At 71.5% G+C, this 19,108-nt stretch carries 18 protein-coding genes and 2 pseudogenes; 16 read left to right on the forward strand and 4 right to left on the reverse strand.

What is annotated here, in order from left to right:
• Nucleotides 1-293 precede the first annotated feature (293 nt).
• From ACIRFL_RS09330 to ACIRFL_RS09340, 3 genes are all read left to right on the forward strand, one after another.
• A complete protein-coding gene (locus ACIRFL_RS09330; protein ID WP_404025757.1) occupies nt 294-1,112 on the forward strand; it encodes a hypothetical protein in 819 nt (272 codons plus the stop codon).
• 190 nt (nt 1,113-1,302) lie between these two features.
• Complete coding sequence (locus tag ACIRFL_RS09335) at nt 1,303-2,565, forward strand: ParA family protein (RefSeq protein ID WP_404025760.1); 1,263 nt, start codon at nt 1,303-1,305, stop codon at nt 2,563-2,565.
• Nucleotides 2,562-3,674, forward strand: coding sequence for a ParB/RepB/Spo0J family partition protein (locus ACIRFL_RS09340; protein ID WP_404025762.1), 1,113 nt, complete (start codon nt 2,562-2,564; stop codon nt 3,672-3,674). The genes ACIRFL_RS09335 and ACIRFL_RS09340 overlap by 4 nt, the downstream gene beginning before the upstream one ends.
• 214 nt (nt 3,675-3,888) lie before the next feature.
• On the opposite strand, the gene ACIRFL_RS09345 is transcribed toward ACIRFL_RS09340, so the two are convergent.
• A complete protein-coding gene (locus tag ACIRFL_RS09345; RefSeq protein WP_404026148.1) occupies nt 3,889-4,227 on the reverse strand; it encodes an ankyrin repeat domain-containing protein in 339 nt (112 codons plus the stop codon).
• Nucleotides 4,228-4,479: 252 nt separating this feature from the next.
• On the opposite strand from ACIRFL_RS09345, the gene ACIRFL_RS09350 reads away from it, so the two are divergent.
• From ACIRFL_RS09350 to ACIRFL_RS09400, 11 genes are all read left to right on the forward strand, one after another.
• On the forward strand, nt 4,480-4,779 hold the full coding sequence (locus ACIRFL_RS09350) for a hypothetical protein (RefSeq protein ID WP_404025765.1): 300 nt from the start codon (nt 4,480-4,482) through the stop codon (nt 4,777-4,779).
• A gap of 122 nt (nt 4,780-4,901) precedes the next feature.
• Complete coding sequence (locus ACIRFL_RS09355) at nt 4,902-6,161, forward strand: MFS transporter (RefSeq protein ID WP_404025768.1); 1,260 nt, start codon at nt 4,902-4,904, stop codon at nt 6,159-6,161.
• A 320-nt stretch (nt 6,162-6,481) separates the two neighbouring features.
• Nucleotides 6,482-6,787 carry an MSMEG_0570 family nitrogen starvation response protein gene (locus ACIRFL_RS09360; protein ID WP_404025770.1) on the forward strand — a complete coding sequence of 102 codons (306 nt, stop codon included), beginning with the start codon at nt 6,482-6,484 and terminating at the stop codon, nt 6,785-6,787.
• The gene (locus ACIRFL_RS09365; protein ID WP_404025772.1) at nt 6,784-8,100 is read left to right on the forward strand and encodes an MSMEG_0569 family flavin-dependent oxidoreductase; all 1,317 of its coding nucleotides are present in this window, start codon (nt 6,784-6,786) and stop codon (nt 8,098-8,100) included. Before ACIRFL_RS09360 ends, ACIRFL_RS09365 begins: the two co-directional genes overlap by 4 nt.
• Before the next feature lie 4 nt (nt 8,101-8,104).
• Nucleotides 8,105-8,920 carry an amidohydrolase family protein gene (locus tag ACIRFL_RS09370; RefSeq protein WP_404025775.1) on the forward strand — a complete coding sequence of 272 codons (816 nt, stop codon included), beginning with the start codon at nt 8,105-8,107 and terminating at the stop codon, nt 8,918-8,920.
• A 39-nt stretch (nt 8,921-8,959) separates the two neighbouring features.
• The gene (locus ACIRFL_RS09375; protein WP_404025778.1) at nt 8,960-9,481 is read left to right on the forward strand and encodes an MSMEG_0572/Sll0783 family nitrogen starvation response protein; all 522 of its coding nucleotides are present in this window, start codon (nt 8,960-8,962) and stop codon (nt 9,479-9,481) included.
• 10 nt (nt 9,482-9,491) lie between these two features.
• A complete protein-coding gene (locus ACIRFL_RS09380; RefSeq protein ID WP_404025779.1) occupies nt 9,492-10,583 on the forward strand; it encodes an MSMEG_0568 family radical SAM protein in 1,092 nt (363 codons plus the stop codon).
• Nucleotides 10,584-10,588: 5 nt separating this feature from the next.
• Nucleotides 10,589-12,124 (forward strand): MSMEG_0567/sll0787 family protein, encoded by a 1,536-nt coding sequence (locus tag ACIRFL_RS09385; protein ID WP_404025781.1) that lies wholly within the window; start codon nt 10,589-10,591, stop codon nt 12,122-12,124.
• On the forward strand, nt 12,121-12,969 hold the full coding sequence (locus ACIRFL_RS09390; RefSeq protein ID WP_404025784.1) for a carbon-nitrogen hydrolase family protein: 849 nt from the start codon (nt 12,121-12,123) through the stop codon (nt 12,967-12,969). The genes ACIRFL_RS09385 and ACIRFL_RS09390 overlap by 4 nt, the downstream gene beginning before the upstream one ends.
• The gene (locus ACIRFL_RS09395; RefSeq protein ID WP_404025786.1) at nt 12,966-13,829 is read left to right on the forward strand and encodes a carbon-nitrogen hydrolase family protein; all 864 of its coding nucleotides are present in this window, start codon (nt 12,966-12,968) and stop codon (nt 13,827-13,829) included. The genes ACIRFL_RS09390 and ACIRFL_RS09395 overlap by 4 nt, the downstream gene beginning before the upstream one ends.
• Nucleotides 13,826-14,932, forward strand: coding sequence for an MSMEG_0565 family glycosyltransferase (locus ACIRFL_RS09400; RefSeq protein ID WP_404025788.1), 1,107 nt, complete (start codon nt 13,826-13,828; stop codon nt 14,930-14,932). Before ACIRFL_RS09395 ends, ACIRFL_RS09400 begins: the two co-directional genes overlap by 4 nt.
• On the opposite strand, the gene ACIRFL_RS09405 is transcribed toward ACIRFL_RS09400, so the two are convergent.
• A complete protein-coding gene (locus tag ACIRFL_RS09405) occupies nt 14,919-15,944 on the reverse strand; it encodes an NADP-dependent oxidoreductase (RefSeq protein WP_404025791.1) in 1,026 nt (341 codons plus the stop codon). The genes ACIRFL_RS09400 and ACIRFL_RS09405 overlap by 14 nt on opposite strands.
• Before the next feature lie 70 nt (nt 15,945-16,014).
• Between ACIRFL_RS09405 and ACIRFL_RS09410 the strand changes: the two genes are divergently transcribed.
• Nucleotides 16,015-17,085 carry a GlxA family transcriptional regulator gene (locus ACIRFL_RS09410; protein ID WP_404025792.1) on the forward strand — a complete coding sequence of 357 codons (1,071 nt, stop codon included), beginning with the start codon at nt 16,015-16,017 and terminating at the stop codon, nt 17,083-17,085.
• On the opposite strand, the pseudogene ACIRFL_RS09415 reads toward ACIRFL_RS09410, so the two are convergent.
• Nucleotides 17,045-17,458: pseudogene (locus tag ACIRFL_RS09415) on the reverse strand (cupin domain-containing protein); the annotation flags it as partial. The gene ACIRFL_RS09410 and the pseudogene ACIRFL_RS09415 sit on opposite strands and share 41 nt — an antisense overlap.
• A 144-nt stretch (nt 17,459-17,602) precedes the next feature.
• A pseudogene (locus ACIRFL_RS09420) lies at nt 17,603-17,823 on the reverse strand (helix-turn-helix domain-containing protein); the annotation flags it as partial.
• A gap of 90 nt (nt 17,824-17,913) precedes the next feature.
• On the opposite strand from ACIRFL_RS09420, the gene ACIRFL_RS09425 reads away from it, so the two are divergent.
• Nucleotides 17,914-18,972, forward strand: a complete 1,059-nt coding sequence (locus tag ACIRFL_RS09425; RefSeq protein ID WP_404025794.1) for an NAD(P)/FAD-dependent oxidoreductase — start codon at nt 17,914-17,916, stop codon at nt 18,970-18,972.
• Nucleotides 18,973-19,108 lie beyond the last annotated feature (136 nt).

Raw genomic sequence — 19,108 nt, forward strand, 5'->3', positions numbered from 1 at the left:
CAGGCCGCCCCCATGCGCGTACCGCATGACGACGTCATACCGCAACGATCAAGAAGCGTCACGGGCCACCGGACTCCACGAGTTCAACCTGAGTAATCACCCGGCGGTCCCCGACCCATGGAGGAGTGTCGCCGTCAGGTACAGGGCCGGGGCGTTCTGTTGGGGGGTGGCCGCCGAGACTGGCTCACCTTCGGTGAGACGCGTCAAGGTTCCTGGGGGCGTGTAGCTGTTGGGAAAGAGGATTGGGCGATTCACAGAATGTGAATCTTGGTTTTCTGGGCACACTGGTTCGCATGGCTCGTCGTGTTCGTAAGTCCCTCTCCCCCACAACGCCGCTGGTCAAGCAGCCGCTACGGATTGGTGCGTTGGACGCGGTGGGCGTCGTCGGAGAGTTGCGTCAGCTGCATGAGGACGCGGAGGATCCCAGCGTTGAGCGTATGCCGGCGGACGACGAGGTCTATGGCGCCCTGCTGTATGTCGAGAAGCATGCCGGGGCGCTGCGCAGGCTGCCGGCCGAGCGGCAGAAGGCGGCTGCCCTCAAGCGCGTTCTGCTCTGGGAGTATCTGCGTGAGCGCGCCGAGGTTCATCAGGCCCGAGCCGTGGCGGAGGCGCGCGGCACCGGTGCCGAGTGGGCGGAGCTGGCTCCGGTGCTTGCCGTGAAGGCGCCGAGCGCCGCCTACAACAAGGCCAAGCGGCTGCGGGCGGCGGCCCTCGCCGACGAGGCGCCGCGCGATGCCGAGCCGCTGCGCCGCACCCCCGAGGCCGTCATCGCGGCCGAGAACCGGATCGCCCGTCAGCGGCAGGCCGAGCAACGGGCCCAGGAGGCGGTCAGGCGGCGCCATCACCTGCTGGTTCCGGTGGCGCAGCGGCTACTGGAGCAGCGTGCGGGGCTGGTCCTGGATGACGATGCCGAGTACTGGCTCGATGAGATGGCCGAGGTGCTGCCCAGTTGCACCACCGCGACTCAGATGATGAGCCTCAGCCGGTATCTGAGTGCCGCGGTTCGAGCGTTGAGCAGACGGGAGCAGCGCACCGCTCTGCCGGTAGCGACGACCGAGGAGGCACGCCTCGTGCTTGCCGCCGCCGTGGCCTGTGTGGCGGAGGAGATGTGATGGCCGGTCAGCCGGCGGTGGCCGACGCGGTCATGCGGCAGGCCCGCGACACGCGGATGGAGTAACGGCGAGGTGATTACGTCGTAATCGCTTCGTCGTTACCTTGGTGGAGCGACTCGTCGGCCATGGACCATCCATAACTAACGTGTCGGTCCTCCTAAGGATCATCGACGTTAGTATGGTGTCTAACATGAGCTCACCAGCAACCAGCGACCGGGAAAAGGTCGTCAGCAAGCTGCCCGGATGGCTCCGTCAGAATCTGAAGATCAGAGCCGCCCAGCACGGCGTCGAGATCCAGGCTGCGGTCGAACAGGGCATCAGAGATTGGTGCAACCTGGCCTCCGCGCCCACGGCCGTCGACACCGCCGGCGCCGACTCCTTCTCCACCTTCCTGCCCCCGGGACAGTGGGAGGACTTCCGGCAGATCGCCACCGACCGACGGGTGTCCCTGATCCAGGGGCTCGCCCAGTCCGTACAGCTGTGGCTCGACACCAATCCGGCGCCCGATGTCTCCCGTCCCGAGATCACGCGCCGCATCGTCGTGTGCAACCAGAAGGGCGGGGTCGGTAAGACGGCCATCACCGCCGGCCTAGGGGAAGCGCTCGCCGAGGACCCCAATTCACTCCACCCCGTACGAGTCGCCAAGGCCCTGACCCAGGCGCTGCGGCAGAGCGACACACACAACGACGACGCGGCGCAGGACGAGAACCCGCTCGACATCGAGAATCTGCCGGGCCCCGGCCAGCGTGTGCTCCTCGTGGACTTCGACCCGCAGTGCCACCTCACCAACCAACTGGGCGCCACTCCCCTGCCCATGGATGGCGACAGCCTCACCAATCACATGGCCGGTGACTCCAAGGGCGATCTTCGGGACCTCATCGTCTCGATCGACGAGGAGACGTTCAACGGCAGGCTGCACCTTCTCCCGGCCTGTCACGACGCCTTTCTGCTCGATGTCCGCCTCTCGGCGGTGCGTGCGCGCGAAGCCGGACTTGAGCGGGCCCTCGCGCCCCTCGAAGCTGATTACGACGTAATCATCGTCGACTGCCCGCCCAGCCTCGGCCTCAGCATGGACGCGGCGGCCTACTACGGTCGCCGGCGCGAGGGCGAACGCCCCGGCAATTCGGGGGCCCTGATCGTCGTCCAGGCCGAGGACAGCTCCGCGGACGCCTACGACCTGCTCACCACACAGATCGACGATCTGCGTGGCGACCTCCAGGTCGACATCGACTATCTCGGCATCGTCGTCAACCTCTATGACTCCCGCCGCGGTTACATCGCGACCTCGTCCCTGCAGGGATGGGTGGACATAAAGGATCCCCGGGTCGTCGGGCTCATCGGCGACCTCAAGGAACAGAAGGAAGCCGTCCGAGTGAAACAGCCCCTGCTGTCGTACGCCCCCAAGTCGCAGCAGTCGATCGGTATGCGCGCCCTGGCCAGGGAGGTGCTGTGAGCAAGGCCGACCAACTGGGTGCCGGCCGATTCGGCGGGGGAGTGCGCACCGTCAGCGCGCGCCGCCAGGCCGTGGCCGCGGCCACCGGTGTCCCCACCGAGGGCGTCGCCCCGCCTACGGAACTGCCCCCGAACCGCATCAGCCTCAACCCGGACAACCCGCGTTCCGCGCTCGGGGATCTCACCGATCTCGCGGGCAGCCTGAAGACCCATGGTCAGAAGCAGGCCATCACGGTCATGAACCGCGATGCCTATGTGAAGGCCAACCCGGACCGGGAAGCCGACATCGAGCCGGACAGCGCGTACGTCGTCATCGATGGCAGCAGCCGGCTCGCCGCCGCCCGTGAGGCCGGTCTTGCCGCGGTCAAGGTGATGGTCAGCGATGAGCAGGGCGCCACCTCCGAGGAACTGCTTGAATCCGCCCTCGTCGCCAATATCCATCGGCAGGACCTCGAAGAGCTGGATGAGGCCCGTGCGCTGCAACGCCTGCTGGCCATCCATGGCAGTCAGCGCGCGCTGGCCAAGCGGCTGCACCGTTCGCAGGGGTGGGTGTCGCAGCGGCTGTCCCTGCTGAATCTCACCCCCGAGCTTCAGGCGCGTATCCGCGAGGAGCCCATTGAGCTGCTGCGTGCGGTCGGGAACCGGCCGCAGGAGGAGCAGATTGCGGCTCTGGAGGAGCTCAAGGCCGAACGAGCGCGCAAGGAGGCGGAGAAGGCGGCCCCCAAGGCCCAGGCCGTCACCGCACCGGCGCCACCGGCGCCACCGGCAGCATCGTCGGCTCCCGCCGAGCCCGAACCGCGGAGCCAGCCGAGTGATTACGCCGTAATCACCCAGGAGTCTTCAGCAGCGCCGGTCGATGCCGCGCCGCGGCCGAAGCAGGAAGCGGCTCCCCGGACGGACATGGTTCCCGAGCCGCGTGGTGACGCCCAGTCCCCTGCCGTGCCGCGCCCCGCGGGTAGCCCGCCCAAACTGCCCTACGACGACGGCACCTTCATCGCCATGCATCTCATCAAGAGGATGGGGGACACCGAGTTCGACAAGATGCTGCACATCCTCAACGAACACCAACGTAAAAGGGACGCTGAGGCCGACGGCACCGTCGGAAGGTGAAGGCTTGGGGGAGTCCCGACCGAGCCATCCGATCCCACCCCCGCCGCGAGGGACACCGAGGCCGCGGCGGGGGAGTGGGGCAAGGGAACCGCCATGCGGCCTGCGATGTTGTGCAGGTGGGCCTTGTCAGGAGCCGACCCGATCCGCCCGGCTCGCCGCCTCCCGGACGCCGGGCCTTCCAGCGACCGAAGCGACTGAAGCGACTGTTCTTCGACTATGGCCCGGCGTACTCGCCATGTGGTCGGGCGCCTGCCGCGAGGAGCGCGGCGATGGTGTCGGGGTAGGGCCCCGTCATCGCCCATTCGAGCGGAGAACGGCCCGTGCCATGGTCTTCGCGGAGATCGGGGTCGGCGCCATGGGCGAGGAGCGCACGCACCGTCTCGGTATGACCCCAGCAAGCGGCCGCGCACAGGGGCGTGCCTTCCGCGCCACGCCCGCTCTCGGTGTCGGGCAAGGCTCCGGCCGCTAAGCGCTCCGCTGGAAATGCCGCGATATGCCGTCGGTCGTCTCCGGCACCGTCGTGGCTGGTCGCGCCCGCGCGGCGGAGCCGCATATCAATACAGCCCCGCGCCCCTTCGGTGCGCTGTCGAACCGCAGCGGACTTCACTGGACCTACTCAGTAGACACAGGACTTTGTCGACAGCTCCGTTGAGGATGCCTGGACAGCTTCTTCTGCTGCCTTCTGTTCACGATCGCTCACCGTACTCGGCGGGCATGTTCCGTGACGGGGGTATCAGGGTTCCCCGATGGACCACAGGACCCTCGATTTGGCGAGGCCGACAAGCTCGCCGCGAGCACCGACCCGATGGACGACCTCGCCCACCGCAGCGGGCTGGGTTTCCTCGGTCCGTTCCTGAGCCTCGGCTTCGCCGCGTCCTTCCTCGCCGGGCGCGCTGACCGTGTTGTGCGGTGTCGCGGGGGCGGCGGTGATGGCGTACGTCTTCTACCGCAACATGGTCCCCGTCCCCGCTTCCCCCCCCTGAACCTGCTGCCGTACGTGTTCGTGGGCTGCATGGCCGTGGGCCTCGCCGGATACGCCGCACTGCGCTTCCGAAACCCACAGGCCGCGACCAACGCGGGCACCTACGCCGAAGACGCCCAGTGACCTCAGGCCCCTGGAACGGGAGTTGGAGCGCCGCCCGCTCGGCCGGTTCGGTTGTCAGTGGCGTGTGGCACTGTCGGGGCCCGTGATGACCATCGTCAAGTGGACCAGTCGGGGGTGGCCCAGTGCCGGCTGCTGAGGAGACCGCGAAGGCTTCTGCGGCAGCCGGGGACCCGCGGGCGCAGGGCCGGCTGCCGCGGTCCTATGTGCTGTGGCTCGTCGGTGTCCTGGTGTCGCTCGCGGGCAACGCCGTCTTCTATTTCGCTCTCGGCTGGGCTGCCAGCGACTACGGCGGGAGCATCGCGGGTCTGACCCTGAGCGCGATCACGCTTCCCCGTGTCCTGCTCCTCCTTGTCGGGGGAGCGGTGAGCGACCGGGTCAGCGCGCGTCGTGTGCTGATCAGCGGTGATGCGGCGATGCTGGTCTTCTCGCTCGTTCTCGCGGTCGTTGCCTACCACTTGGGAACCCCGCCCCTGTTGCTCATCGCGACAGGGATTGCGGTCGGTGTCGTCGATGCCTTCTATCTGCCGGCCTCGGGGGCCATGCCGCGTCGGCTGGTGGCCAAGGACCGGTTGCCTCGGGCGTTGTCGCTGCGGCAGGCCGGTGGCCAGGTGATCAACATGGGGGGCGGTCCCCTGGGCGGCGTGCTGGTCGGGGTGGCGGGGTTCGCGGGTGCGGCTGTGGTCAATGCCGTCACATTCGCCTTCACCCTCGTCGTACTGGTGGCCATCCGCCCACGGCACGACGTGCCTTCGGCCCCGAGGACGGCCCTCCTCAAGGAAGCCATGGACGGCATGCGGGTGGCCTTCTCCCATGCGGTGCTACGCCCGAGTCTGCTGCTCACAGGAGCAGCGGCCGGCTTCATGCTGCCCGTGCTGTCCCTGTTGGTTCCCTTGCTCGCACGACAGGGGGAGTGGGGCGCGGGAGCCGCGGGCCTGGTGATCGGAGCGCAGGGTGTGGGCATGGTGGTGATCACCCTGGTGGTCGTGAAGAACGGGCCGCTGGGGCGGCCTGGTCTGCTGTCGGCGAGCGCGCTCGTGCTGGCGGGTGTGGGTGTACTCGCGCTCGGACTCTCATCCAGCGTGACAGGAGCCATGGTCGCCGGCCTGATCATCGGCGTCGGTAACGGGGCCTTCTCCGCGCACATCGCGCCGCTGGTTCTCGCATCGGCGCCCGAAACCCACTTGTCTCGCATCCAGGCGGTGCTCGTGCTGGTGCAGAGCCTGGCCTTGGTGTTCATGAACAGTGTGCTCGGCACGCTCGCCGAACTCCAAGGCGCCGCAGTTGTCGTCGTCACCTGCGGCATCGTGCTCGTCGGTGTCGGGTTGTCGGGTCTGGCCTGCGGACCGTTGCGCAGGGATCGGACGGGGCTGGGGGGCCGTTGAGCTCGGGCGGCACCTGGAATCCCGGGTGTCTTCGCCGGTGTGGGGGAGTGGCTTGTGGGGTGTGGGGATTGTCTGGTGAGCGTCGGGCAGGGGGACCCGGGCAAAACAGTGGGTGGTGGGTTTGCCTTGGGTTCTGGGCGGGGCCATGCCCGGGTTTTGCCTCTTGGGCAACTCTGCGTGCATTGATCGTAGCTGACTGTGAGGAGTCCGTAACTCGCCCTTATTCCGGATGACTTGGCTCCGTAATGGCCGCTGGCTGAAGTGGTGGGCACACGCAGCGGCGGGGTGTGACGGCCTCGGCGCCAGGCATGGAGGATGGCATGCCCGAGATGTATTTCGATGTGCGCTGGCCCGACGGTGCGACCCAGCGCTGTTATTCGCCCTCCACGGTGATCGAGGACTACTTCACGGCCGGTGGGACGTACGAACTGGCCGATTTCCTGGAGCGCAGTCGGACGGCGCTCGGCATCGCCGGTGAGCGGGTCCGGGAGAAGTTCGGGTTCCACTGCACCGGCGCGTCCGGCCAGTTGGCGCAGATCGAGCAGACGGCGCGGGTCGGTGCCTTCCCGGCCGGCAGCAAGGTCGTGGTCGAGGCGATCCTCGATGCCGAGGGGGGCTCGCGGTGACCTCCGTATCCCGGCTCGCCGGGGCCCACTACGCGGTGGCCGTGATCGGCGGCGGTCAGGCGGGCCTGTCCGTCAGCCACGGTCTGCGCGCCCGCGGTGTCGACCATGTGGTGGTCGAGGCCCACCGGGTGGGGCACGAGTGGCGGGAGCGCCGCTGGGACTCCTTCTGCCTGGTGACCCCCAACTGGCAGTGCAGGCTGCCCGGTCACCCCTACCGCGGCGATGACCCCGACGGCTTCATGGTCCGCGACGAGATCGTGCGGTATCTGGAGGAGTACGTCGCCGCGTTCCGGCCGCCGCTGGTGGAGCAGGTGGCCGTGACCAGGCTGCGCCGCTCGCCGAGCGGTGTCTTCGAAGTCACCACCACGGTGGGGGAGTTCACCGCCGACCAGGTCGTCGTGGCGACCGGCCCCTATCACACCCCGAAGCTGCCCCGGATGGCCGAGCGGCTGCCCGCGGCCGTGCGGCAGGTGCACTCCTCCGGCTACCGCAACCCGGGCCGGCTCCCGGACGGCGCCGTCCTCGTGGTGGGCACGGGCCAGTCCGGCTGCCAGATAGCCGAGGACCTGCATCTGGCAGGACGGCAGGTGCACCTCGCGGTCGGCAGCGCACCCCGCGTAGCCCGGTTCTACCGCGGCCGGGACTGCGTGGCCTGGCTGGACGACATGGGCCACTACACGAAGAGCATCGACGGCTTCGACGACGCCGACGCGGTGCGCCTGCGGGTCAACCACTATGTCACCGGGCGCGACGGCGGCCGCGACATCGACCTGCGGGCCTTCGCCCGGGACGGGATGCGGCTGTACGGGCGTCTGACGGGGATCGACGGGCCGGTGCTGGAGTTCGCCGACGACCTCGCCGCCAACCTGGACCACGCCGACGCGGTGGCCGAGGGCATCAAGGACGCGATCGACGCGCACATCGACGCCCACGGCATCGACGCGCCCGAGGAGGCCCGCTACCGGCCGGTGTGGCGGCCGGACGGACAACCCCGCACCCTCGACCTGGCCGAAGCCGGCATCACGTCCGTCGTCTGGGCGACCGGCTTCGCCCGGGACCACCGGTGGATCGAGGTCCCCGCCTTCGACGGACGCGGCTACCCGATGCACCGGCGCGGCGTCAGCAGCGTGCCCGGCCTGTACTTCCTGGGCCTGCCCTGGCAGTACACCTGGGGCTCGGGCCGGTTCGAGGCGGTGGGCCGGGACGCCGAGTTCCTGGCCGGTCACATCGACGCCTCGCGCCGCCTGGCCGACGTGTGCGGCACCCTGACCGGCGCGCCCGGCGCGCTCGCCTCCGCCCTCCCGATCGGCTGACGCCATGGTCCACGACGCACACCGCCACCTCGGTGTCCTGCCCGCCCACCCGTTCTACGGCGGCCCGCCCGTCCGCCCCGACACGACGGCACGCGCCACCATCAGACAACTGGTCGCGGACCTGGACGCGGAGGGCACCGAACGCGCCCTGGTCATCCCCAACTACGGTGTGCCCGACCCTGATGTCGCCTTCTCCTTCAACGAGTTGGTGCTCGAGGCGGCCCAGACGGACGACCGGATCCGGGCCGGACTGTGGGTGTCGCCGCGCCCCGAGGACACCGAACGCACCGCCCGCGCCCTGTCGCTGGCCGGTGAAGCCGGCGTCAGGGCACTGAAGTTGAGCTTCCTGCTCGGCGGACGGCCCACGGACCCGGCCTGCCGCCCGCTCCTCGACCGGATCTTCGCCACCGCGGCCCGGCACCGGCTGGTGGTGCACGTGCACACCTCGCCCGGCGCCGCATCCGACATCGACGAGGTCGGCCGTCTCGTCGACTGGTACGCCGACCAAGTCCCTGTTCATCTCGTGCACTTCGGCGGCGGCATGAGCGGCCACATCAAGCTCGCCGGCGCCCGGTTCTTCGACTGGATCGCCGCCGGCAAACGCGTCTACACCGACCTCTCCTGGGCCATCGGCTTTCTGCCGTACTGGCTGGCCCGGGAGATCGAGCACCGCGGCATCGGCCATGACCGGGTGCTCTTCGCCAGCGACCAGCCGTGGGGCGACTTCACCGGCGAGCACGCCCGGATGACCGCCGCGACCGGCGGCGGCGAACTGGCCGACCTCGTCTTCCGTGACACCTTCGCCGCCCTCTACGACTGACCGGACCCCCCAACCACCGCCTCCCGCAAGGAGACAGACATGTCGACCACCGCCCAGCTCAGCGACGTCGAGCAGAAGTCCCTCAACGAGATCCCGCACCCCTCCCTGCCGGAGGGCTCCAGCATCTACGGCACCACCAAGGTCTTCCCCGACTACCGGGCCGAGAACGGCGAGAGCTACTTCACCCTCGTCCACGGCATCGCACACGAGTCGTCGGTGTCCTTCGTCGCCGTCCTGCAGGCCACCCGCGCGCTGCGCAAGGGCTTCGAGACCGCCCTCTACTTCTACGGGCCCGGCTCCCTCAACTGCCTGGCCACCCGGGGCTTCCCGACCACCGGCAACTCCGCATTCCCCGGCGAGCACAACATCAACAACCAGCTCAAGACGTTCATCGCCGAGGGCGGCAAGGTCTACTGCTGCCGCTTCGGCCTCTCCCTGCACGGCGCCCGCGAGGAGGACCTGATCGAGGGCGTCATCCCCACCCATCCCCTCGACGTCCAGGACGCGTTGATCCACTACGCGCGCAAGGGCGCCATCATCAACTCCACCTACCAGCTGTAAGGGGGCCGCCGTGAGCGCTGGCACCGGTACCAGCAGTACGGCGGTGGCCGTGCGGATCATGACGCGCGCCGAACTCGCCCTGCACGGCGTGGCGTTGGACGCGCCAGTGCGCCGCCCTGACGGAGCGGGCCCGAGCGATGACGGCCATGTCCTCGTCGACGGCGCCAACGCCGCCCTGCCCACCAACCCCGCGAGCCCCTACCGGGTGCGCGACGGCCGGGTGTGGCTCGGCGAGCAGGACACCGGCCTCACCCTCACCGCCGTACGCCGCCCCCGGTTCTACGACCTCGCCACGGCTGACGGCATCCCCTACGAGCACATCGCCCGGCTGCACGGCGCGGACGTGCTGGCCACCACCGTCGTGCAGACCTGCGTCCGCTACGCCGAGTCCGACCGCTGCCGGTTCTGCACCATCGAGGAGTCCCTGCGCTCCGGAGCCACGGTGGCCGCCAAGACGCCGGCCCAGCTCGCGGAGGTCGCCGAGGCGGCGGTGCGGCTCGACGGCGTCAAGCAGATGGTCATGACCACCGGCACGACCACCGGCACGGACCGGGGCGCCCGAAATCTGGTGCGCTCCGTCCGGGCGGTGGTGCGGGCCGTACCGGACCTGCCGATCCAGGTGCAGTGCGAGCCGCCCGGCGACCTCGCCTGGATCCGTGCCCTGCACGACGCCGGGGCGACATCGATCGGCATCCATGCCGAATCCCTCGACGAGGAGGTGCGCCGCCGCTGGATGCCCGGCAAGTCGACGGTTCCGCTGGCCGAGTACCGGGCGGCGTGGGACGAGGCGGTGCGGGTCTTCGGACCGAACCGCGTCTCCACATACCTGCTCGTCGGACTCGGTGAGAATCCCGACGACCTCATCGCGGGCGCGGGCGAGTTGATCGAGCGCGGGGTGTATCCGTTCGTCGTACCCTTCCGGCCCATGCGGGGCACGCTCGCCGCCCGTGACGGTGTCCCGGCGCCGAGCGCGGACCTGCTGCGGTACGTCACCGAGGGCGTCGCCGCCAAGCTGCGGGCGGCCGGGATGCGCGGCACCGACCAGAAGGCAGGGTGCGCGGCCTGCGGAGCCTGTGGCGTGCTGTCGACGGCGGGCGGGTGAGCGGCGTGCTGCTTGACGGAACCCCGGCACCGCCCGCGACCGCATCCCCTGCGTCCCCGGCAGCGCAGGCGGCGCAGGGGCCGTACGACATCCTGGCCCTGCTGGGCGACCGGAGCACCCTCGCGCGCGAGACCCCCTTCCATATCGAGGAGGCGCGCGGGCGCGACGAACGGGCGGCGTACCGGCGGCTGCGCCGGGAGGTGTTCGTGTACGAGCAGCACCTCTTCACCGGCCATGACCTGGACGACCGGGACGCCGATCCGCGCACACTGGTCCTGGTCGCCAAGGACGCCACGGGCACGGTCGTCGGCGGGGTGCGGCTCGGGCCGGTCGCCGACGGACCCGACCTCGGCTGGTGGGCGGGCGGCCGGCTGGTCGTCGCGCCCCGCGCCCGCGGCTCCCAGGGCATCGGCGCGGCACTGGTACGGGCGGCGTGCGCACGGGCGGAGGCCGAGGGCGTGCTGCGCTTCGACGCGACCGTCCAGGCGCGCAACGAGCCCCTGTTCCGGCGGCTCGGCTGGCAGTCGGTGCGGCCGGTCGCGGTCGCCGACACGCCGCATCTGCTGATGCGTTGGCCCATCGGCCGGATCGCGGCCCAGACGGCCGCCACCAAGTCCGCGCTCGGCCCGCTGCTTCGCGGGCTCCTCGAACCGGCGGCCCGCGGCGCCACCTGGGACCCGGTCGGCGGGGCCCCGGGCGGGGCGTCGCGGGCCGCCCTCGGCGGCACGGGATTCGTCGGCGACGACGGCGCACCCCTGCCCGGCACCGACGTGATCGCCGCGTGCGACGCGATCGTGCCGTCCATGGTCGAGCGCGACCCCGACTGGGCGGGCTGGTGCGCCGTCCTCGTGAACGTCAACGACCTTGCCGCGATGGGTGCTTCACCGCTCGGCCTGCTCGACGCGATCGGCGCGCGGGACGCCGCGCACGCCGCCCGGGTACTGGCGGGCCTGGACCGTGCCGCGCGGGCCTACGGCGTGCCGGTACTCGGCGGACACACCCAACTCGGCGTCCCCGGCGCCCTGTCCGTCACCGCGCTGGGCCGCGCCCCGCATCCCGTACCCGGGGGCGGCGGCAGGCCCGGGCACGCCGTCCGGCTCACCGCCGACCTCGGCGGCAACTGGCGACGCGGATACCGGGGCCGCCAGTGGGACTCCACGAGCCACCGCCGCACCGACGAACTGCGGGCCATGACCGGCGCGGTGGCCGCCGCCCGGCCGGCGTCCGCCAAGGACGTCTCCATGGCCGGTATCGCCGGCACCCTCGGCATGCTCGCCGAGGCGAGCGGCTGCCGGGCGGTCCTCGACGTGGCCGCCGTGCCCCGCCCGCGGACCGCGGCCATGGGGGACTGGCTGACCTGCTTCCCGGGCTTCGCGATGCTCACCACCGACCCGCCCGGGACCGCACCGCTGCCCGCGGGCCCCGCGACGGGCGCCGTGTGCGGCGGGCTGACCGGGGGAGAAGGCGTCGGGCTGCGCTGGCCCGACGGCGAGATCACCGAAGCGGTCGCCTCGACGGTGACCGGGATGGGAGCCGCATGACCGCCCTGCGCATGGCGGCCGTGGCCGCCGAGTTCGGCCGCGACCTGGAAGAGGACTTCGCGATCGCCGAACGGCTGATCGGACAGGCCCGCGGGCAGGGCGTACGACTGCTCGCGCTGCCCGAGGCTTGCCTCGGCGGATATCTGCTGAGCCTCGACGACGAGACCGCGCTCGACGCGGGGCCGCCCGCGCTCGCCCTCGACGGCCCCGAGATCCGCCGACTGGCGTCCCTGGCCGGGGAGATGACGATCGTCGCGGGCTACTGCGAGGCCGCAGGCGAGTCCCGCTACAACAGCGTCGTCTGCGTCAGCGGCGACGGAGTCCTCGGCAACCACCGCAAGGTCCACCAACCGCTCGGCGAGGACGCCTCGTACGCCTCCGGTGACCGCTTCCACGCCTTCGACACCCCGGTCGGCAGGATCGGCATGATGATCTGCTACGACAAGGCGTTCCCGGAGTCGGCGCGGGCGCTGGCGCTGGACGGCGCCGAGATCGGGGTGTGCGTCTCGGCCTGGCCGGGCGCGCGCACCAGTCCCGCCGCGGATCTCGCACAGGACCGCTGGAAGCGCCGCTTCGACCTGTTCGACCGGGCCCGCGCCCTGGAGAACCAGATCGTGTGGCTGTCGGCCAACCAGGCGGGCACGTTCGGCTCGCTGCGCTTCGTCGGCAGCGCCAAGGTCGTCGACCCGGGCGGCGACATCCTCGCCGACACGGGAGTTCAGGCCGGTGTCGCCGTCGCCGAACTCGACGTCGCCCGGGCCCTTCAGACCGCACGCCGCTCCATGGGGCACCTGCGCGACCGTCGGCCCGACACCTACACGTACGCAGGAGCGGTCACCGCATGAGCTCGATCCGGATCGCGGCCGCGGCCGCCCACTTCGGCCGTGACCTGGAGTTCGACCTGGCCCGCATCGCCAAACTGATCGACGACGCACGGGCGTTGGGCGCCAGGCTGCTCGTGCTGCCCGACGCCGCGCTCGGCGGCTACCTTGCCGACCTGCGCCACCCCGACCCCGAGGCGCTGCCCCCGGCCCTCGGCCCCGACGACCCGCTGATCCGCCAAGTCGCCCGGCTGGCCGCCGAGATGGTGGTGTGCGTCGGCTACTGCGAGGACGGCGGCGACGTGCGCTACAACGCCGCCGTCTGCGTCAGCGGCGACGGAGTCCTCGGCCGACACCGCAAGGTCCATCTGCCGGCCGGCGAGGTCGCCGCCTACAGCGCCGGCGACCGCTTCGACGCCTTCGACACCCCCGTCGGCCGCCTCGGCATGCTCATCGACTACGACAAGACGTTCCCCGAGTCGGCCCGCTCCCTGGCCCTGGACGGCGCCGAGGTCCTGGCCTGCCTGTCCGCCTGGCCCACCAGCATCACCAACCGCGCCCCGCGCCTGGCCCAGGACCGGCAGGCCAAGCTCTTCGACCTGTACGACCAGGCCCGCGCCGCCGAGAACCAGGTCGTCCTCGCCTCCTCCAACCAGACCGGCGCCATGGGCGGCATGCGCTTCCTCGGCCAGGCCAAGGTCGTCGGCCCCGGCGGCGACATCCTCGCCCGCACCTGGTCCAAGGCCGGCCTCGCCGTCGCCGAGACCGACGTGGCCGCCGAGATCGACCGCGCCCGCCGGGTCCTGCGCCACCTCGGCGAACGGCGCCCCACCGCCTACCGGGACACCCCGTCGCCCCTCAGCCTCCGGGAGCACCCCTCGTGAAGATCGCCCTGCTCAGCTACTCCACCAAGCCCCGCGGCGGCGTCGTACACACCCTCGCCCTCGCCGAAGCCCTCGCCGCCCTCGGCGAGGACGTCACCGTGTGGACCCTGGGCCGGGGCGGCGACGCGGGCTTCTTCCGCCCGGTCGACCCCGCCGTACGGCTGCGGATCGTGCCCTTCGCCGACGGGCCCGCGGGCGAGACGGTCGGCGACCGCGTCCTGCGCTCCATCGCCACCCTCCGCGCCGCCTTCGACCCGACGCCCTACGACATCGTCCACGCCCAGGACTGCATCAGCGCCAACGCGGTGAACGCGGCCTGTATCCGCACCGTCCACCACATCGACCACTTCACCACGCCCGAGCTGGCCGCCTGCCACGAACGGGCCATCGTCGAACCGTACGCACACGTGTGCGTTTCGACGGCCGTGGCCGCCGAACTCGCGGACGGCTGGGGCATCAAGGCCGCCGTCATCCCCAACGGGGTGGCCTACGACCGTTTCGCCGGCACCGACCGGGCGGCAAGGGCGGGTTGGCGCTCCCGGCTGGGCCGCTACATCCTCACCGTCGGCGGCATCGAACCCCGCAAGGGCTCGATGGACCTGCTGGAGGCGTACGCCCTGCTGCGCGCCGGGCACCCCGGCGTACGGCTGGTCATCGCAGGCGGCGAGACCCTTTTCGACTACCGCGACTACCGGAGCCGCTGGGAGCGGCGGGCGGCCGAACTCGGCGTCAAGCCGGTCCTGTTGGGGGCGGTACCGGACGACGAACTGCCGCCGCTGGTGGCAGCGGCCGACGCGTTCGCCTTCCCCTCCCTGAAGGAGGGCTTCGGACTGGCGGCCATGGAGGCACTGGCGGCAGGCGTGCCCCTGGTCGTCCGCGAACTCCCGGTGCTGCGCGAGGTGTTCGGCCCGGCGGCCCGCTTCGGCACGACCCCCGAGGACCTGGCCCGCGAACTGGCCGCGGCCCTCACGGACGACGACCCGGACCGCCGGACGGCCGGACGGAAACTCGCCGCCCGCCACACCTGGACGGAGACGGCCCAGCGTCATGCGGCCCTGTACCGCGCCCTGGCCGGTGAACCGTCCCGTCTCAGCGGACGGTGATGACCAGCTTGCCCGTGGTGCGGCCCGTCTCACCCAGGGCGTGGGCCCGGGCGCCCTCGGCGAGCGGGAAGGTACCGGAGACATGGGCGCGGAGCCGGCCCCGGTCGACGAGCTCGGCGATGGCCCGCATCCCGGCCCGGTCGTGCTCGACGAGCAGGCCGACGGCCCGGACCTGTGCCTTCTTTGCCGCGGCCGGGGTGTCCTCGGCCTGCGGCACCAGGGAAACGAGGACGCCGCCGGGGCGCAGCACGCTCACGGAACGCGTGGCGGTCTGCCCGCCGAGGGCGTCGAGGACGACGTCGTAGCGGTCCTCGGTGTCGGTGAAGTCCTCCGAGCGGCGGTCGATACAGGCGTCCGCGCCGAGTTCACGCAGGAAGGCGTGCTTGGGGGCGCTCGCCGTACCGGTGACGTGCGCGCCGCGCTCCTTGGCGATCTGTACGGCGAGATGGCCGACACCGCCGGCCGCGGCGTGGATCAGGACGCGCTGCCCGGCCCGCAGACCCGCGGTCTCCACGAGGGCCTGCCAGGCGGTGAGCGCGGCCAGCGGCAGGGCGGCCGCCTGGACGTGGTCGATCCCGGCGGGCTTGGCGGCGAAGGCGCGGGTGGGCCCGGTCACGTACTCGGCGTGGGAGCCGGCCCCGTACGGGTAGGGCAGCATGCCGAACACCTCGTCACCGGGTTGGAAGAGGGTGACGCCGAAGCCGGTCTCCACCACGGTGCCGGAGACGTCCCAGCCGAGGGTCAGCGGCGGGGGCGGCAGGAAGATGCTCATGGCGCGGTGCTTGAAGTCCGTGGGGTTGAGTCCGGCCGCGTGCACGGCGACAAGGATCTCCCCGGGGCCGGGCGCGGGCCGCGGAAGTTCGGTCAGCCGCAGGACCTCGGGGCCGCCGAGGGCCGTCTGGTGCAGGGCGAGCATCACGGGGGCGCCGTCCGCGGCGGCGTCGTCCGGGGAGTCCGCGGTGGCCGCCGGGTCCGGGGAACCGGGGTTCACAGGGGTGTGCGTCGAAGTCATGTCTCGATCCTTGCCGCACGGTCCGTCCCCGGGCGATGGCCAGAAGGTCAGCCTCCGATACGTTTCTGCCATGCATATCGACCCTGCCGCCCGTCGCGCTCCCGGTGCCCACAAGGTCGTCGTCCTCGCCCTCGACGGCGTCTATCCCTTCGAACTCGGCATCCCGCACCGGGTCCTCGGGTCAGCCGGCGGCCGCTACGAGGTGCTGTCCGCGAGCGTGGACGGGCAGCCCGTGCGTACCGATGCGGACCTGACCGTCACCCCCGGGCACGGTCCCGAGGCGCTGGCCGAGGCGGACACCGTGGTCATCCCTCCGTACGCGGTCTCCCAGGCATCGGCCGCCGCCCCGGACCCGCGGGCCCTCGCCGCCCTGTCCCGCGTCCGCCCCGGCACCCGTCTGGTGTCCATCTGCACCGGCGCCTTCCTGCTGGCCGCCGCCGGTCTCCTGGACGGGCGCCGGGCCACCACCCACTGGGCGCTCGCCGACCACTTCCGGGAGCTGTTCCCCCGGGTCGAGCTGGACGCCGGGGTGCTCTTCGTCGACCACGGTGACGTGCTGACCTCCGCCGGGGCGGCGAGCGGTGTCGACGTCTGCCTGCACCTGGTGCGCCAGGACCACGGCAGCGAGGTGGCCAACCACGTCGCCCGCTGCTGTGTGGTGCCGCCGTACCGGGACGGCGGGCAGGCGCAGTACATCGAGCGGCCGCTGCCGCCGGCCAGCGGAACCGGCACAGGACCGACCCGCGACTGGGCGCTGCGACGGCTCGAACTGCCACTGTCCCTGGACGAGTTGGCCGCGCACGCGGCGATGAGCACCCGTACCTTCGCGCGGCGCTTCCGGGAGGAGACCGGGATGAGCCCCGGCCGCTGGCTGACCCAGCAACGGCTGCGGCGGGCGCGGCACCTGCTGGAGTCCAGCGATCTGCCCGTGGAACGGGTCGCCCATGAGGTCGGCTTCGCCACCGCCACCTCGCTGCGGCGGCACCTGGCGGCGGAGGCGGGGGTCGCCCCGTCGGCGTACCGGCGCACCTTCCGCGCCTCGGGCCCGGCCCCGGGCGACACCGGGGAGGCATCGGCCTCGCCACAGCCCGCGGGCCTGCTCACTGGGGACGGGGGCCGTCGGGGCGGTAGCGGGCTCTGATGTGGACGCGCTCGCCTTGCGGGCCGAGGATGCTGAGGAACTCCACGGAGCGTTCGTCGGCGTTGCCGAACCAGTGGGGGAGATGGGTGTCGAATTCGGCGGCCTCGCCCTCGGTGAGGACGACGTCCTTGTCGCCGAGTACGACGCGGAGCCGGCCGCGCAGGACGTACAGCCAGTGGTAGCCCTCGTGCGAGCGGGGATCGGGTGGGCGGCCGTCGGTCAGGCCGGCGGGCAGGATGTGCTTGAACGCCTGCAGCCCGCCGGGTTTGCGGGTCAGGGGGACGACGGTCATGCCGTTGCGGGTGAACGGCTGCGGATACACCCGGGGGTCTAGGTCCTGTCGTCAAATTCCCGTCGTTCGCCCGGAGGGCGGGCCCTGCGGCGTCAGGTGCGTGCTCTCGGTGTGCCGGGCGCAGGTCCTCGTACTGGACGTACTTGGGCCTGTGACCGGTGCGGCGAGAGTGCGTGCATGGCGTCGCGGGGCAGGCGGGTATTTGACGACAGGGCCTAGGTCGGCCGGGGCGCCGATCAACTCGTCGATCGGCACCTGATAGGCCCTGGCCAGCGGAAGCAGGAGTTCCAGGCCCGGTCTGCGCTGCCCGGACTCCAGCCGGGACAGAGTGCTGATCGGGATGCCGGTGGTCTCGGACAGGGCGGTCAGGGGGCCCCGCGGCGACGGCGCAGCTCGCGCAGCCGGGGTCCGACCGCGGCGAGCACGGCGTCGAGGTCGTCGTTCATGCCTTCACCGTGCCCCCGTTTTGCGATTCCCGCAAAGAACTTTGCGGATACGGCGCAAGGGGCGGGACCTTGGTGCCGGAGGTGGTCACGATGATCCGGAATTCCCAGGCCGGCAGCGTTGATCGGTACGACGTGGTGGTGGTCGGCGCGGGCCCGGCGGGGCTGAGCGCGGCGCTCATGCTCGGCCGTGCCCGCAGGTCGGTGCTGGTGCTCGACGACGGCCGGCCCCGGAACGCGCCGGCGGCCGACATGCATGGCTTTCTCTCCCGTGACGGCGCCTCACCCCGTGACCTGCTGACGGCGGGGCGCCGCGAGGTGGCCGGCTACGGCGGTGTCGTACGGGAGGGCCGGGCGCTGTCCGCCGCACGGGACGGCGACGGCTTCCTGGTCGAGACCGACACCGGTCACGGGGTCCGGGCGCGGCGGCTGCTGGTCACGTCCGGAGTCACCGACGAACTGCCCGACCTGCCGGGACTTGCGGCACGTTGGGGACGGGACGTGGTGCACTGCCCCTACTGCCACGGCTGGGAGATCCGCGACCAGCCGATCGGTGTCCTCGCCACGAGCCCGTTGGGGGTGCACCAGGCCCTGCTGTTCCGGCAGTGGACCGACCGGCTGACCCTGCTGCTGCACACCGCGCCCCGACCCACCTCCGAACAGGCCGAGCAACTGGCCGCGCGCCGGATCACGGTGGTGACCGGTGAGGTGACCGGCCTGGAAGTCACCGACGACCGGCTGAGCGGTGTCCGCCTGCGAAGCGGCGAACCGATCCCGCTGCGCGCGCTGGCCGTGGCGCCCGTGCCGGTGCCGCGCGCGGAGGTCCTGGCCTCGCTCGGCCTTGCGCCCACCCCGCAACCGAGCGGGCTCGGCGCGTACTTCGCAGCCGACCGGACCGGGCTCACCCCGGTACCGGGCGTATGGGTCGCGGGCAACCTCGCCGACCCGAACGCGAACGTCCTCGGATCGGCCGCCTCCGGCTCGATGGCCGCGGGAGCGATCAACGCCGACCTCGTCGCCGAGGACATCCGGCACGCGGTGCAGGCCCACAACGACCCCTTCTCGCCCGGATCCGAGGCCCGCGTCTGCGAACAGGTCATGGGCGACCGGCGTCCCGGCCTGGACCCGGTCGTCAGACCGAACACCGGGTGAAGACCGGCCCTAAGCACCCACCGGGAGCCCGCCAACTGCCCACTACCCACCGCTTCTTCGAGTACCTGTTCGGCGTGGAGTGTGCTGTGCAGGATCTGATCGCTCGGACGGGTGGTTCGGCGAAGGACCGGGCTTG

The organism is Streptomyces sp. NPDC102462 (assembly GCF_044765425.1).
In the GTDB taxonomy this organism is placed as follows: Bacteria; Actinomycetota; Actinomycetes; order Streptomycetales; family Streptomycetaceae; genus Streptomyces.

Coding starts and splice junctions, on each gene's coding strand:
- ACIRFL_RS09405 (WP_404025791.1), bottom strand. CDS start 15,944: ATGACTTCGACGCACACCCCTGTGAACCCCGGTTCCCCGGACCCGGCG.
- ACIRFL_RS09425 (WP_404025794.1), top strand. CDS start 17,914: ATGATCCGGAATTCCCAGGCCGGCAGCGTTGATCGGTACGACGTGGTG.
- ACIRFL_RS09350 (WP_404025765.1), top strand. CDS start 4,480: ATGGACGACCTCGCCCACCGCAGCGGGCTGGGTTTCCTCGGTCCGTTC.
- ACIRFL_RS09410 (WP_404025792.1), top strand. CDS start 16,015: ATGCATATCGACCCTGCCGCCCGTCGCGCTCCCGGTGCCCACAAGGTC.
- ACIRFL_RS09375 (WP_404025778.1), top strand. CDS start 8,960: ATGTCGACCACCGCCCAGCTCAGCGACGTCGAGCAGAAGTCCCTCAAC.
- ACIRFL_RS09390 (WP_404025784.1), top strand. CDS start 12,121: ATGACCGCCCTGCGCATGGCGGCCGTGGCCGCCGAGTTCGGCCGCGAC.
- ACIRFL_RS09335 (WP_404025760.1), top strand. CDS start 1,303: ATGAGCTCACCAGCAACCAGCGACCGGGAAAAGGTCGTCAGCAAGCTG.
- ACIRFL_RS09345 (WP_404026148.1), bottom strand. CDS start 4,227: ATGCGGCTCCGCCGCGCGGGCGCGACCAGCCACGACGGTGCCGGAGAC.
- ACIRFL_RS09395 (WP_404025786.1), top strand. CDS start 12,966: ATGAGCTCGATCCGGATCGCGGCCGCGGCCGCCCACTTCGGCCGTGAC.
- ACIRFL_RS09330 (WP_404025757.1), top strand. CDS start 294: ATGGCTCGTCGTGTTCGTAAGTCCCTCTCCCCCACAACGCCGCTGGTC.
- ACIRFL_RS09370 (WP_404025775.1), top strand. CDS start 8,105: ATGGTCCACGACGCACACCGCCACCTCGGTGTCCTGCCCGCCCACCCG.
- ACIRFL_RS09360 (WP_404025770.1), top strand. CDS start 6,482: ATGCCCGAGATGTATTTCGATGTGCGCTGGCCCGACGGTGCGACCCAG.